The following is a 14237-nucleotide window of genomic DNA, read 5'->3' on the forward strand; positions in this document are numbered from 1 at the left end:
AGTTTTCCAGTTACTTTTCCTTTTTCAAATTGACCTTTGTCTGTGTCAGCTGCATCTGTTACAACTTTTCCGTCTACACGTAATGTGCCTGGCACATAATCTAAGCCTTCCGGTAATGTATCTTCAATTACTACATTTTTAGCTAAGCTATCCGAAATTGTACTACGTGTTCGAATGGTATACTCGATTTCGTCTCCAACTTCTGTACTTTTATTTTGGAGGTTTTTCGCTATTTTTTCCGATTCTAATTTTGAGTCTCTTGGGGTAACATCATTAACAACTTTGTTCGTTTCAGTTTGTTTTTGTTGTTTTACTAGTAAATCTTGATATTGTATCTGCGCCTTATTCGTTATTGTTTTACCAATATTACTTAATTTAACTTTCACCTTAAATTGTACGGTAAATCCTTCTGGCGCATCTTTTATGTAAGATAAATTTCCTAATTTAACAGTAACTTTATTATTTTGGAAATCTCCTTCATCACCATCTATTGCATCCGTTATACCTATTGTAGTTCCGTTTTTCGTCACTTTGATTGACCCCGGAACATATTCCGTTCCATCAGGAACCATATCTATGAAAACAGAGTCAGCAGCAATGTCACCACCATAGTTTTTGACGTTCACTTTATATGTTAATTCATCTCCTAAATTTACGGCTCCGTCTTTATCAACAGATTTGGTCGCTGAGACACAAGGTCCTGAACCAAGAAAAATATCATCTAAGAAATTCCCTATTCCTATGTCCCCACCGGCAGCAGACACAGACTCAAAACCAAATCGTGTTACCGTTTGTTTTGGTGGAACAATGTATGTTCCCTCATAGCGTCCCCATGTTTCGTTTCCATCAGTCATTTGTTGCACTTCTGGAGTCTCTAAAGGATTTGCAGTCACTGCACCAATTCGAAGTCTCATAGTGTCAGTCCCTAGCCTTCCCTTATGGGCTAGTCTCCAATGTATTGTTTGTCCAGGTGTTGTCTCTACATCTTGATACAGCATCCCAACGCTCGATGCATTTAATTCTGCATATTGATGTCCAGATGCTGGATTCTGATCTCTCCAAATCTCTATTTCACCGTTTACATCCGTAGTATTCCATCCCGGAACATCTTTGGCATCAAAAAATGAAACTGGTTCTTCTGCAGTTGGTTTTTCAAAATCACCATTAATTAACACTACTTGCTTCTGTTGCTGTGAGCATGTACCTGATGTATTAGTATTATCTTCAGCTTTCACTTTTAGCATCGGCAAACTGCTAGAAAACATACCGCTAAATGCTAATAAAAACATCATGAAGAATACTACAATTTGTTTAAAACGTCCCCTAGTTTTTTTGCACAATAGGCTCCTCCGCGTCATTTTATCGCCCCGTTTCTTGAAATCATTAAAACTGCGACATTAATCGCATACATTCCCTCATTTCGGAAAGATAGTTCAAATCAAACTTTTCTCTTCACAAAAGGATAATTCTTAACATGTCAATTTGATTAAATAAAATACAATAGTTAAAGACATATAGAGGGGTATGATTAAAGTAGAAGATAAACAAATATGTAATTCTTATAAACTTTATCAATAACAATCTTTACTTTAAGAATTTTAGATTAAATAATTTTTTGAAAAGGATACTACACCTCTAATTTAAACATAACAAACTTGAAAACTTTGTCTATCTTCGCCAATAATTCTACAGTAAGGGGTTTCTTTGCATATATCTCTCCTTTTTTTACAAATTAATATTTTATTTAGGTATTAAAATAACCTAAATAAAATATATCACTTATACATAAAATGGATATTGAGAAATATTAGGGATATTTAAGCGGTACTGCCACATCACCATCAAGTTAAGAAATACATTATTCCCCGAAACAAAAAATATATATTTAGAACGTACTACAACTTCTGTTTGGCTACTAAAGTATCTAAAAAGACAAGGTCAACGCCAACTCAGAAACTAGGTTTAACCGATAAACAATTTACTTTAAACGATATTCTATACTTTAAATAAGCTGGATAATCATCCTATTTTAAAAAGGATGATTTTTTTTAGAAGTTCCTGTGGAATTTTATGTTAAACTTAATATAAAGATTATGAAAATTCAATCTTCAACAAACGGGCAGGATTATTGAACAATTTTTATGAACTTTAGTGGTAGCATCATTAGTGAAATGCTTTATAACAACTAATTAAGGAGGGATAGAATATGAGAAATAACTTTCAAATCGTTGCGTTACAAGAGAAGGAGTTTAATAACTTATTTTTAATGAATGAAGAAGTATTAAAAAGTATCGGGGCAGTCAAAATAATAGCAAATAAAAATCCTGGATATCCTTGCAGGATAAGTTTGAAGGATGCAGAGGTAGGAGAAGAGGTAATCTTACTGAATTACCAATATCATAGTGTTAATTCGCCTTATAAAGCAAGTGGTCCTATATTTATACGAAAGGGAGCAACTACCGCTAAGCTAGATGTAAATGAAATTCCGCATATGTTACATCATAGGTATCTATCTGTACGCGGCTACAATGCTGACTCAATGATTGTAGAAGCAAGGGTTACAGAAGGTGTAAATTTAAGAGAAAATATAGATGAAATTTTTGATAATAAAGAAGTAGAATATATTCACATTCTTAACGCTAAACCAGGATGCTATAACTGCCTTGTTAATAGAGTGTGAAAAAATTTGAAATGCAAACTTCTATTATCCTATAAGGGGTAACACCAAATCGCTATCAAGCTAATACAACAAAATCTCCCCTAAAATGAAAAAATACGCTATTCTTTCTGTAGAATCATAGGAAAGGATGGCGTTTTTGTATGTCTATTTCTGTATCCTATGAATTACAACTATTTGCTCAAGAGATTCAAGGCTGTTTATCTCCAAATATCTTATGAGACCTTGCTAGAGATGTTGGTTTTGTACAACGAACTAGTAAGTATCAAGCGGAGGATTTAGTCGCTTTATGTGTATGGATGAGTCAAAATGTCGCTGCGACTTCTTTAACTCAGTTATTTAGCTGTTTAGAAGTATCAACAGAAGTACTCATCAGTCCTGAGGGACTGAATCAACGATTTAATAAAGCGGCTGTCCAATTCTTACAACACATACTAGCTGAACTACTAAACCAAAAATTGGCCTCATCTATGCTCATTTCTTCTCCATATACTTCTGTTTTCAAGCGTATCCGTATTTTAGATTCAACTGCATTCTCCTAATTAATTTAATGTATTGGATAATAATACCGATATCTACCTCATTGGCTAGATTATAATGGGACCGTACGCCTAATTATTATAAACAGGCTTTCTATATGCTAACCTTTTCTACCACTTTTATTTCACGATACTAAGGCTTCCACATTGCTTCTTTTACTGCAATCTTGATATCGTTATCACTTAAGTTCTCTCTAGCAATACCTCCTGCAACTGCTTCAGTAGCTGCTGCGAACATTCCATCTATCATAACGCTTGCACGTACAACAATTGTTCCAAGTCCTAGTTCTGGGAAAAAGAAAGCACCAGCATTATCCTTCCATTTTATATGCTTTTCTAAACTTTATGGAAATAAAAAGAATAAACAAACTGTTAAATTGGATGCTGGATATAAGGGATATTCCAAGGGCACTCCATTTTAGTTTCCGAGGAAACTAAAATGAGGTATAATTATATATGTACAATAAATATCGTTTACAAATTTATTATTGTACACATTTTTGCATTAGCTCTTAATTACGAAAATAAATGGAGGGCATGAAATGGAAAATTATTATGATGTAGCGGTAATTGGTGGTGGTCCAGTTGGACTTATGACAGCATGTGAATTAGCTATTCAAGGCGTAAAAGTTGTCGTTTTAGAGAGAAGGTTAAATCGGATACGAAATTCTAGAGCACTCACACTTCACCCCCGCTCCTTAGAATTAATGGCTATGAGAGGTATTGAAAACCGATTTTTATCTAGAGGGAAGAAATCAGATACAAGCCATTTTGCTGCCCTAGATACAAGATTAAACTTTAAAAATTTAGATACTGATTTTCCATATACGCTTTTTATTCCCCAATCTATTACAGAAGAAATATTAGAAGAGCGTGCATTGGAATTAGGTGTAGACATTAAACGTGGTCATACTTTAAAAAATTTAAAACAGTATGATACATTCGTACAACTAGAAATAGAGCAAAGAGAAACAATATATAAAATAGAAGTTCCTTATGTAGTAGGCGCTGATGGCGCAAGAAGCGTAGTTCGTGAGTTATCACATATATCGTTTAATGGAACAGATACAACAACAACTGCTATATTGGGTGATGTCATTTTAGAAAATGTACCAGATAATCCATTTTTATCTACATCTAATATAAATGGGATAATAATGATGGTACCTATTGCACGTGATGTATTTCGTTTTGCAATTGTAGATCCTAAGAATCAGACAAAACCTGTTCATGTTGCTGTCACAGAAAAAGAGCTTATAGATAGTATTTATAACATTACAGGTGAACATATTCGAATTAAGAGCTCAATATGGCTTTCTCGTTTTGGAAATGCAACCAAACTAGCGAATACTTATCAATATAAGCGTGTATTCTTGGCAGGTGATGCGGCGCATATTCATTTCCCTGCAGGAGGACAAGGCTTAAATGTAGGTTTACAAGACGCTTTTAATTTAGGATGGAAATTGGGACTCGCTATAAAACAAAAAAAATATGAAAGCCTATTAGAAAGTTATCATATTGAACGACATGCTGTGGGAAGACAATTTTTCAAGGAAGTACAAGCGCAAGAACAATTAATGATAAACTTCTCAAATGCAGGTATAGAGTTAAGAGAGTTATTCTCGCATTTACTCACATACCCAGAGGTGAATCAAGATTTAGCTGAAAGAGTAAGTGGCTTAGGGGTTATATATTCCTCTATGCATACGAAAGAAAGGCACCCATTTACAGGGGAAAGATGTATAAATCTTACTATTTCTTCTCAAAATAAGAAAACTTATAAACTCTTTGAATTGATGCAAGATGGTAAATATATTTTATTAATACATCCGTCTTATAAAGAAGAAATAGATAAAATGAACATTAATTCGCACATAAAGGTGGTTGTAGGAGAAACACAGGATTCTCAGTTAAAAAATATGGATGTCATTTTAATTCGCCCCGATGGTCACATAGCTTACATTGAGTATGACAAAAGAGATTACTGTAAAGATTTGAAAATAAAATTAGATAATTTTTAAAAAATCCTATTTATTAGCATAGATGGTTTTATACTAAACTATTTATAGCATGAATCAAGAAAATTTTTAGTATAAACATTAAAACATTAGGATTTTATATGGCCCCCACAACTATCAGCGGGGGTCATTTTATATGAAATAAAGTGCTCTAAATCACGTTCTAATAAAGCTCTCCTAATTAATTACCTATTTCATATAATAATAAAGCTATTTATCACAAATACTATATTCATATTTTTTCAACTCTAAGGTCACCGCGGATACTAAACATTATTGGAATTCTTCACATATTCCAATAATGTTTGGTATTGTTGATCAAGGGCATACTCCCCTGTTCCAATTGGTGATTTAAAAAAGAGTGAAAGATGTTCCATTATTCCTACCTTTCCTTCTCTAAGTGCATAATCCATAAAACGGGACAGATCAATTATTAGAGGAGCAGCTAAAATCGAATCAATAACCTAACCAATTAATTTTCATTGTCATTCGTTCTCCTAACCAACCTTCAAAGTCAATGGTATCCCAGGCCTCTTTCCTATCTCCTCGGACAGGAAAGTAATGAATTCTTACTTTATGATCAAAGTGACTGTAGCCCAATAAAACTTCAGAAGAAAAGTAAGCCCGCTCCTTACCTATTTTTGTATAAGGAGTAGACTTACTTTGGTTACTGATAATAATAAGGTAGGTTAATTTTACATGTATATGAGATTTATCATTTTCATCATGAATTTTTATTGATGGTATTTATATATATATTTACTCATAAGAATAGACTTAGTATTTAGTGGGGGAATAAGAATGAATAGGGATGAAACCTCATTATACCCTGATACGGGTGTTACGTCTGTAAAGTTTGTTGAACGATCATTAAATGAAATTCGTTTTTGGTCTAGAATCATGAAGGAGCATTCTAAAAAAAACACTTATAAATAAAATTCAAATAATTGGTATATACTTCTTGAAACCCTTACTTATGGTTCCATTGTATCCATTTTTAGTGAAGAATTTATGTGCTTTTATTCTAGTTGCACTACTTAATAAGATAATTCTTGTGGATCCCCTTGCAATTGATATCTCTTCTACATGTTTCAATAACTTTTCCCCTATCCCATTACCTCGAAAATCTTCATTTACAATCACATACTCTAAAACAGTATACGGTCTAAATTGATATCCAGGATCAAGGCAAAACGTCATAAATATACTTCCTTTGACGTTACCACTTTCCTCATAGACAAATAAAAAATTATTAGAATCATTCCTTATCTGCTCAATTCTTTCTGGTAAAACCTTAATATTTTTGCTATGTGGTGCTAATTTTTTATATAGATTTTCAATTACATTGCTGTCGTTTGGTTCAGCTTCACGAATCATATAACTACCTACCTTTTGTATTTAATATATCCATGGTAAAGACTGAGATCGATTATTGCTATAATTCTATATAGGCCTTTTTCCCACCCGGAATCTTAAATTTTTTTACATCATATTCTTTAATTATATATGCCTTTATCGCTTCAAAATCTTTATCCAAAGTAAGAATTGGATTTTTTAAGAAATATATTACTTCTTCTCCATCATAAATTCGAGCTTTTATTGTTTCTTTGTCGGAGTGAAACGATAAATTGACTCCTTTGTAAAAATATTCATAGTATCCCTCTTCGTCCTGCTCACTCTTATCTTCAAAAGGAATACATTCAATATGATATAAATTCCCATTTACATTTATCGATTTCATACAACATTACCCCACTTCCAATAATATCTATAAAAATTAGCATCAATACTTAGCAAATTAATTTTTGAAATTATGACATTTTCCAATGTTCTATGAATTTTATTTGCTAATAAATTCATAGAACATTATTTATTCATTTTCAAATTCCTCTTATTAATTTCACGATAAAACGCTGAACGACTCACTTGGTAATATTGCAAATTTGATTTATTGTACGTTTACCTTCTTTATATAAATGAATAGCATGTTCCATCCCTTTATGTTTCTTTCCACACTTACGAGGACTACCCAGCTGTCCCCCTTTTTTAACAATATCTAATCCGACTCTTCGCTTTTCTTTCAATAACTCTCGTTCCCATTCATAATCCAGACTAAATATATGAACATTTCGCTTTTCCAAGTTTTAAACTTCTAGCTAATCAATTCATCCGAGCTTCAACAACTAAATCTCTTTCTTTGGGTCCACCACATACCTATCAAGCTAAGAAAATGTAACTAATCCCAGAACTAGATTTTGTCCTAATATGTAATAAAAAGCTCTTTTTTCATTTTGGGGTTGATTTGTTTTCTTAAGTTATTGGGCATGTGGCGGGACCCCTATAAGAAATCACAATGTGCGATCCAATCATTTGTTTTACTATTTTTAGCAAAATAAATTCCGCCGCCATGAATAATCTTTAAATGTGCTTTTGGATCGTCTGTTATTTGAAAAACAAATTCATAATCCTCGGGCCATTGGATGCCTGATTGGGCAAAACAAGCATAGCCACCTAATTTATGTATGTAATGATTTTCTTCAAAAATATCCTCGTAGTAGTCAATATCAATTGTGTTTTCAAGTTCTAAAATTCTATCTTGCATGTTGTTTGGAAAATCTTCCGTATCCCATTGTGGAAACTCATCAGTTACTAATCTAGGTATTAAGGGAAAAGGTTTTAGATTTGGAAACGTAAGTGACATCTCATTTGGTACTAGTTCCTCTAAAGAATCATATTCTCTAATACAAAAATTTCCTGATAAGTTGGACAAGTCTTTAGCAAAGTTTGGAGAAAGAAATACTGCGATGGCTTTCATATCTTTTACTGCTTCTGGAACAAAGGGTATTTGAGTTAAATTAAGCATCATGGTTGCATACATTTTGTCTTGATAGCGGTCGATTGGGTAAGTTTCATCCGGTAATGAATAGGTAATCTTTCCAATCCAACTTTCATTTATAGATAAATCGGGTCTTTTTCCTCCTGTATGAAAGATAGTTGCTCTTTTTCTTAGGACATTCTTTATTTGATCTATTTCCAAAGTTTTTCTCCCCCTAAATTTATATTTTTTTTATTTCAATGAATAATTATATTGTATCAATAATGTGTGTGTTGTTATAACAATTCTTTTGAAGGGTGCTGTTAGCAGTAACTTCACGTATCTTTTTTTGTTTTACTGTCAATTTAAAACAATTTTGTACTATACAGTAATAAAACCGAATTCACTTTTATTTAATCAAGAGATTTCGGTTTATTAATGGGGTAGCACCACATATCTATCAACCTAAGATTTTAAAATATCCTCTAATTAAGGAATTTGTAAGTATCAAGTAAGAAAAACGAGAGCTTTGTTTCCTATAATCAAAATATAAAATGAAGGAAGAAAGATCATTTCTGAAGTTTATATGCATGTGGAAAAAGTAGAAATCTACGGTTTTTTAGAGTAATAATATCAGTATGTCAAAGTTTTGGAGATTACTTGCAAATATTTTGAAGTTTTTGCACCAGAACCCTAATTACCATACCTGTTTTTTACCATCACATATTGGAGGTTAAAACATGAATAAAAAAAAGAAAATACAAAAATCAGTACTTACCTTTACCCTACTCTTTTCTTTAGGTGTTTCATCTTTCCCGCTTACAACAGCTATTCACGCAGATACACGTGAGGAGCAATCTGCAGAAAAGAAACAAATCTCTTTAACGGAGCGTACATCATTATTTTTTGAATATCTCCAGCAAGGTAAGTATGCAGAGGCACTTCAGTTGACGTCTGCTGCTTTTCAATCCAAGTTTACAGCAAACACATTACAAAACTGGTGGACACAAAGTGGGATAAAAATCATGGGAACACCTGTAATAAAAGAACGAAACTTGGTCCATCAGACGGTGGAAATTCCAGGAGCTATTGAAGGAACTACCATACCGCTACTCATTAAATTCACACCTGGCGGGAAAGTAGATGAAGTTGGGGAAAGACCACCCGAGGAATCTTATACCATCCCGCATCCTAGCTATGATCAACCTGATTCCTATCAAGAACGTGAAATCGTCATTGGAAATTCTACTTATCCATTACCAGCCACATTAACAGTTCCGAAACATAAGCCTGGTGAAAAGGTACCCGTTGTTGTTCTTGTTCATGGTGCTGGCATCCATGATCGCGATGCTACCTATTTGGGAACAAAAATCTTACGAGACCTTGCGGTGGGCCTCTCATCCAACGGAATTGCAGTGTTACGCTATGAAAAACGTACCTTAGAACATGCATTAAAGATGGGTGTAGAACCTGTTACGTTGGACCGTGATACTACAGATGATGCCATATATGCAGCAAAGTCAGCAGCGCAGCAGGAAGGCATTGATCCAAATAATATTTTCATTCTCGGACATAGCCAAGGAGCTGGCACAATGCCGCGAATACTGAGCAAAGCGCCTTCCTCACTTGTTCGAGGAAGTATCTTACTCGCACCACCTGCACGCCCTTTGACTGACACTGCCATTGATGTGAGTCAATACCTTGGGGCGCCAAAGGAAGTAATCGATGAACTAAAAAGACAGTTCGCTTTTATCCTGGATCCTACTTTCAATCCTGACCATCCGCCAGCTGGCTACAATTTTCCGTTTCCGTCTCCTCATTTTATGTATGATGTTACTAGGTGGCGTCCAGTTGAGGAGGCAAAATCACGAAAAGAGCCTTTGCTGATTCTGCAAGGGGCACGCGATTATCAAGTAACAGTAAAAGAAGATTATACAAAATGGCAGGAAGGACTTTCAAACCGCGGGAATGCTCAGTTCAAAGAATATCCGAAATTGAATCATTTCTTCACGGAGGGTGACGGGGAATTGAGTCTTCCAAGTGAGTACGAAATCCCTGCAAATGTTCCCGAGTACGTCATCCAGGACATTATTACATGGGTCAATGAGACAAAAAAATAAGAAAACATCAAAAGCCTTCATGGAATCATCATTGCGTGAAGGCTTTTTTGAAACTAGTGATTCAGACATATCTATTATTTTCAACATCATTTAATATAATATTTGCCCCAAAACGAAAAATTAGAGTCTTTTATAGCAATGAAGTTCATTTTTATCATTTTGGGGGCAACCTGTTCTGTTAGCTTGATGGGCATGTGGTGCTACCCCATTGCTATCAAGCTAAGCTTACGCAAAGTAAATTTTAGGAGATATTGTTTCTTTTTTCTAAAGGGCTAGTGTAGGCGATTGAAAGATTTGCATACGAAATATACGTTAAGTAAATTTCGACATAAAAAAGCCGATTATTCCCATGTTAAAAAACTATCGGTTTTAATTTATTTAAAATTATAAGTTTCTGTATATTCAGGAGTAAGTAAATGGTTATCAATTATTAAGATTGATAGTAAGGTAATAAATACAGAAGTAAGATCCTTGCCACTAAACCAAAGCAAAAATCCCATATCCTCATCAAAGTTGTTCCCTGTTTATTCATGATTAAACTTTTTATTAACAATCCAATAATTCGTTACGAAGAGTGTCAATAAAATCCATACAATTGTTAGTAACACACTATCTATTACATTTGAATTTACTAATCCCGTAACTAACGTTTCCATTGCATGCTTACTCATACTGGCTGGATTAAGCTGATCCATTATTGGATTCAAACCGACGATTATTCTACAGGCTAAAAGGAAGACAATTGAAATTAACGCAATAATACCTTGACTGTGAAAAATAGCACTTATCATTGTTGTGAAAGATACGATAAAAAGAATCCATATTAGATAAAATAGTAATCCAGTAATCATATGTGAAAATGGAACAGCAGTAAAAAGATAATTTACATATAGATAAGAAGTAACGTATCCAATTGTTACACTACAAGCTACCATTAAATAGTTCGACACTATTTTCCCACCTAAATATGAAGTAACAGTAACGGGCCTTGTTAAAATAAAGGCCAACATACCATTGGCTTTATCTGATTGAATAGTACCCATCATAGAAATCACTAGAATCATAAGTCCAAGCTGATCAAACTGGGATCCCAAAGTACTCGCTAATACTGCGCCTCCTTTTTGTGTTGCCATACTCGGATCAATGGTAATTCCCTGTCCTCCACCTAATGCTTCCAGAATTGATGGTAAATAATGAGTTACTACTGGCTGTGTTGCGCCTAAAAATATAAAAACAATTGGTAGCCAAAGGATCTTAAAATCACGTAACATTTGAACACATTCTTTTTTTATCAATACAAGTAAGTTATTCATTTTTGCACCACCAACTTCAAGAAAATTTCTTCTAAAGTATCGTTGCTTATTTCAAACTTAACGATGTCCACTTTATGTTCAAGTGCATTTTGTAGCAATAAATTCTTGTTTATTTCGATACTTTCAACCTTCACTTTGATTTTAAGCCCAATCACTTCTACGTCTTTCACATAAGATAATTTTTGCACAACTTCAATCCACTTTTTATCTTTAGCTGTTATTTCAATAATTAATTTATTTTCATTATTACGGTGTAAAAGCTCAGTAATCGTTGTATCTTCTATTTTTGTTCCATCTTTTATAATGACAAATCGTTCACAGATTTCTTCTGCATCACTTAATATATGGGTTGATAATAAAATGGTTGTATCTTTTTTTATTTCTTCAATCAGATTCAATACCTCTCTTCGACCGATTGGATCTAATGCGGATACCGGTTCATCCATGACAATAAGCGAAGGTTTATGCAGTAATGCTTGTGCAATACCAAGTCGTTGTTTCATTCCACCAGAAAACGTACCAACCTTTGAGTTTTCTTCGCCCCTTAGTCCAACTTTCTCCAAAATTTTTGGAATTGACTTTGATAATTCTTCTTTTTTCAATCCCGAAAGTTGGCCCATAAACGTAAGCGTTTCTCTCGCTGTCATCCAGTGGAAAAAATTAGGATATTGCGGTAAATAACCAATTTCTCTTTTCATTTTTGATATTTTTATCCCATTCAATAAGACTTCACCAGCATCTGAATTAATAATATCTGAAATTACTTTTATTAATGTGGATTTCCCTGCTCCGTTTGGTCCAATTAATCCGACGCATTCCCCCGATTGTAGTTCCATCGAGAAATTATTGACAGCAATTTTTCCTTTAAATACTTTTGTCACATTTCTAATTTCTAATTTCATAATTTCTCACTATCCTTTCTCCCTATAACAAAGTACAGAATAGGTCCCAATATATTAATGAAAAGAATAATTAGCGTCCATACAAGTACATTTTTTCTTATTTTTCTATGCCGATATAAATCAATGAATGCAATTAATACTAAAAGTGCCCCCACCGCAATAACCGGCAATATGATGGGTAGAATAGACATAAGATCAAAGTTTTTAAGGTCATTTAATCCGTAATGTAATTGCATTATTATCAATCCTTTCTAAATTCATTATCATTATTGATAATAATAATGATAAAACAAGAACGGATGAATTGCAAATATTATTCTCATTATTTATAATGAGAATAAAAATAAATGATAAATAAGGTGAGTTAATGAGTAATAAAGTTGAAATTTTAATGCATCCTGTAAGAATGAAAATTTGCCAAGTGTTAATGAGAAATAAGGAAGATGGGCTAACACCATTAGAAATGGTAAAAATCATTAAAAATGTACCACAAGCAACTTTATATAGACAGCTACAAACTATGGTTGATTCTGGTATCGTCCATGTAATTAAAGAAAAAAAGGTAAAATCTGTTTCTGAAAAATATTACGCAATAAATGAAGATGATGCAAAAATTGAAGGAAGTGAATGGAAAGGATTATCTGATGATGAAAAGTTAAACTATATTTCCTATTACCAGTTATCACTTATGACACAATATCAAAGTTACCTTAAGAAATTAGGTGAACACAACAGTCAAGAAGATAATGCTACTTTTTCTGTAGTGGAATTAAAACTAGATGAGGAACACTTTATAAAATTTCAAAACGAACTTAACGAATTAATGACTAAATACTACCATACCCAAAGTAGGGGCAACGAAATAGAGGCTCCAGTTCGGACCATCGCTATTACAATTATTCCAGAAACTTAAATTAATCCGATATAAAAAATACTGGCTGATGATTCTTTAGCTTAGAAAAAAGAAAACAACCTCTACTATAATTGATGTTGTATGAGCTTAGCTTGATAGAAATGTGGTGCTACCCCATGCCCATCAAGCTAAAGTTTTATTACACCCCCAAAACGAAATTTTTAGGCTTTCTTGTAACGAAAAAGCTTATTTATCGTTTTTGGGGGAACCTGTTTTCTTAGGTTGATGGCAATGTGACGGTACCTCTATAATAAGTTTACTCGATGATTGTTATATTTTTTTATGGTTTTTAGCAATTTAATACTTTCTTAACACTAAGTGTACAAGTAAAAGAAGACATCTTAATAGATGTCTTCTTTTCAAAAACACCATCCTTTCCTATACTCTATCGAAAGAATAGTGTTTTTTCGTGTTATGACTACAAAATTATAATTTTTATAAACTAAAATAAATGCCCATAAGAGAATATATAATTACGGTCGAAAACAAGATAGTCATATGAAGAAGCGAATAAACAAACATTGATTTTGCCCATTTCTCTGAATCCATTTTTTTATAGCCGAAGATACTTAAAACGAGCCATAAAATACTTAAAAGAAGTGCTACTAACATAAGGCCGAGGCTTAAAGATTTAAAAAGGAAACTCATTGCAATCAAAATGATTAAATAAATATTAGTTTGCATATATGTTCTTTTAACACCCTTGACTACTGGAAGCATAGGAACTTTAGCAGCCTTATACTCATCGTGTCTGCGAATAGCTATTGCATAGAAATGAGGCATTTGCCAAATGACTGTAATCAAAAAAAGACCAAGAATAGCCGGATGTGTAATATCTGGATAAATAGCAGCCCATCCAATGAGAGGAGGCATTGCTCCAGAAATACTTCCAACCTCTGTATTATAAATTGTTCTTCTTTTACTCCACATTGTATATGGG

Annotated in this window: 15 protein-coding genes and 3 pseudogenes; 6 read left to right on the top strand and 12 right to left on the bottom strand. The window is 33.3% G+C overall.

Annotated elements, in window-relative coordinates:
* A partial coding sequence (locus JDS92_RS27105) for an isopeptide-forming domain-containing fimbrial protein (RefSeq protein ID WP_199632820.1) occupies positions 1-1340 on the bottom strand: 1340 nt, incomplete at its 3' end.
* A gap of 866 nt (positions 1341-2206) precedes the next feature.
* Between JDS92_RS27105 and JDS92_RS27110 the strand changes: the two genes are divergently transcribed.
* Positions 2207-2680: a DUF1203 domain-containing protein gene (locus JDS92_RS27110; protein WP_001245414.1), complete on the top strand. Its 474-nt coding sequence runs from the start codon at positions 2207-2209 to the stop codon at positions 2678-2680.
* Between the two features lie 140 nt (positions 2681-2820).
* A pseudogene (locus tag JDS92_RS27115) lies at positions 2821-3213 on the top strand (IS4 family transposase); the annotation flags it as partial.
* Between the two features lie 136 nt (positions 3214-3349).
* On the opposite strand, the pseudogene JDS92_RS27120 reads toward JDS92_RS27115, so the two are convergent.
* Positions 3350-3520: pseudogene (locus JDS92_RS27120) on the bottom strand (malic enzyme-like NAD(P)-binding protein); the annotation flags it as partial.
* 238 nt (positions 3521-3758) lie between these two features.
* On the opposite strand from JDS92_RS27120, the gene JDS92_RS27125 reads away from it, so the two are divergent.
* Complete coding sequence (locus JDS92_RS27125) at positions 3759-5237, top strand: FAD-dependent oxidoreductase (protein ID WP_097957871.1); 1479 nt, start codon at positions 3759-3761, stop codon at positions 5235-5237.
* Between the two features lie 263 nt (positions 5238-5500).
* On the opposite strand, the gene JDS92_RS31110 is transcribed toward JDS92_RS27125, so the two are convergent.
* A complete protein-coding gene (locus JDS92_RS31110) occupies positions 5501-5647 on the bottom strand; it encodes a hypothetical protein (RefSeq protein WP_242476044.1) in 147 nt (48 codons plus the stop codon).
* Positions 5648-5690: 43 nt separating this feature from the next.
* Positions 5691-5834: an inositol-3-phosphate synthase gene (locus JDS92_RS31115; RefSeq protein ID WP_242476045.1), complete on the bottom strand. Its 144-nt coding sequence runs from the start codon at positions 5832-5834 to the stop codon at positions 5691-5693.
* A gap of 201 nt (positions 5835-6035) precedes the next feature.
* Here JDS92_RS31115 and JDS92_RS31120 point away from each other — a divergent pair.
* A pseudogene (locus tag JDS92_RS31120) lies at positions 6036-6149 on the top strand (DUF2935 domain-containing protein); the annotation flags it as partial.
* Between the two features lie 24 nt (positions 6150-6173).
* On the opposite strand, the gene JDS92_RS27135 reads toward JDS92_RS31120, so the two are convergent.
* The 4 genes from JDS92_RS27135 to JDS92_RS27150 form a co-directional block, all read right to left on the bottom strand.
* The gene (locus tag JDS92_RS27135; protein WP_199632821.1) at positions 6174-6611 is read right to left on the bottom strand and encodes a GNAT family N-acetyltransferase; all 438 of its coding nucleotides are present in this window, start codon (positions 6609-6611) and stop codon (positions 6174-6176) included.
* Between the two features lie 58 nt (positions 6612-6669).
* On the bottom strand, positions 6670-6975 hold the full coding sequence (locus tag JDS92_RS27140; protein ID WP_199632822.1) for a hypothetical protein: 306 nt from the start codon (positions 6973-6975) through the stop codon (positions 6670-6672).
* 181 nt (positions 6976-7156) lie between these two features.
* Positions 7157-7375, bottom strand: a complete 219-nt coding sequence (locus JDS92_RS27145) for a resolvase (RefSeq protein WP_242476046.1) — start codon at positions 7373-7375, stop codon at positions 7157-7159.
* Positions 7376-7572: 197 nt separating this feature from the next.
* A complete protein-coding gene (locus JDS92_RS27150; protein ID WP_199632823.1) occupies positions 7573-8271 on the bottom strand; it encodes a YwqG family protein in 699 nt (232 codons plus the stop codon).
* A gap of 518 nt (positions 8272-8789) precedes the next feature.
* On the opposite strand from JDS92_RS27150, the gene JDS92_RS27155 reads away from it, so the two are divergent.
* Complete coding sequence (locus JDS92_RS27155; RefSeq protein WP_199632824.1) at positions 8790-10169, top strand: alpha/beta hydrolase; 1380 nt, start codon at positions 8790-8792, stop codon at positions 10167-10169.
* Positions 10170-10693: 524 nt separating this feature from the next.
* Here the strand turns inward: JDS92_RS27155 and JDS92_RS27160 are convergent.
* Genes JDS92_RS27160 through JDS92_RS27170 form a run of 3 tightly spaced genes read right to left on the bottom strand, consistent with a single transcriptional unit; the run spans position 10694 to position 12620 of the window.
* The gene (locus JDS92_RS27160) at positions 10694-11482 is read right to left on the bottom strand and encodes an ABC transporter permease (RefSeq protein WP_199632825.1); all 789 of its coding nucleotides are present in this window, start codon (positions 11480-11482) and stop codon (positions 10694-10696) included.
* Positions 11479-12384, bottom strand: coding sequence for an ABC transporter ATP-binding protein (locus tag JDS92_RS27165; protein WP_199632826.1), 906 nt, complete (start codon positions 12382-12384; stop codon positions 11479-11481). The genes JDS92_RS27160 and JDS92_RS27165 overlap by 4 nt, the downstream gene beginning before the upstream one ends.
* Positions 12381-12620 (bottom strand): PLD nuclease N-terminal domain-containing protein, encoded by a 240-nt coding sequence (locus JDS92_RS27170; protein ID WP_199632827.1) that lies wholly within the window; start codon positions 12618-12620, stop codon positions 12381-12383. Before JDS92_RS27170 ends, JDS92_RS27165 begins: the two co-directional genes overlap by 4 nt.
* A gap of 131 nt (positions 12621-12751) precedes the next feature.
* Between JDS92_RS27170 and JDS92_RS27175 the strand changes: the two genes are divergently transcribed.
* Positions 12752-13297 (top strand): transcriptional regulator, encoded by a 546-nt coding sequence (locus JDS92_RS27175; RefSeq protein WP_199632828.1) that lies wholly within the window; start codon positions 12752-12754, stop codon positions 13295-13297.
* Between the two features lie 435 nt (positions 13298-13732).
* On the opposite strand, the gene JDS92_RS27180 is transcribed toward JDS92_RS27175, so the two are convergent.
* The coding region (locus tag JDS92_RS27180; protein WP_199632829.1) for a UbiA family prenyltransferase at positions 13733-14237 on the bottom strand (505 nt) is incomplete at its 5' end.

This window comes from Bacillus cereus group sp. N12 (assembly GCF_016483575.1).
Lineage (GTDB): Bacteria > Bacillota > Bacilli > Bacillales > Bacillaceae_G > Bacillus_A > Bacillus_A toyonensis.

Excerpts from the sequence above, each read along its gene's own strand:
- JDS92_RS27175 (WP_199632828.1), top strand. The coding sequence starts at position 12,752 with ATGAGTAATAAAGTTGAAATTTTAATGCATCCTGTAAGAATGAAAATT.
- JDS92_RS27170 (WP_199632827.1), bottom strand. The coding sequence starts at position 12,620 with ATGCAATTACATTACGGATTAAATGACCTTAAAAACTTTGATCTTATG.
- JDS92_RS31110 (WP_242476044.1), bottom strand. The coding sequence starts at position 5,647 with ATGGATTATGCACTTAGAGAAGGAAAGGTAGGAATAATGGAACATCTT.
- JDS92_RS27165 (WP_199632826.1), bottom strand. The coding sequence starts at position 12,384 with ATGAAATTAGAAATTAGAAATGTGACAAAAGTATTTAAAGGAAAAATT.
- JDS92_RS27135 (WP_199632821.1), bottom strand. The coding sequence starts at position 6,611 with ATGATTCGTGAAGCTGAACCAAACGACAGCAATGTAATTGAAAATCTA.
- JDS92_RS27160 (WP_199632825.1), bottom strand. The coding sequence starts at position 11,482 with ATGAATAACTTACTTGTATTGATAAAAAAAGAATGTGTTCAAATGTTA.
- JDS92_RS27140 (WP_199632822.1), bottom strand. The coding sequence starts at position 6,975 with ATGAAATCGATAAATGTAAATGGGAATTTATATCATATTGAATGTATT.
- JDS92_RS27110 (WP_001245414.1), top strand. The coding sequence starts at position 2,207 with ATGAGAAATAACTTTCAAATCGTTGCGTTACAAGAGAAGGAGTTTAAT.
- JDS92_RS27155 (WP_199632824.1), top strand. The coding sequence starts at position 8,790 with ATGAATAAAAAAAAGAAAATACAAAAATCAGTACTTACCTTTACCCTA.
- JDS92_RS27125 (WP_097957871.1), top strand. The coding sequence starts at position 3,759 with ATGGAAAATTATTATGATGTAGCGGTAATTGGTGGTGGTCCAGTTGGA.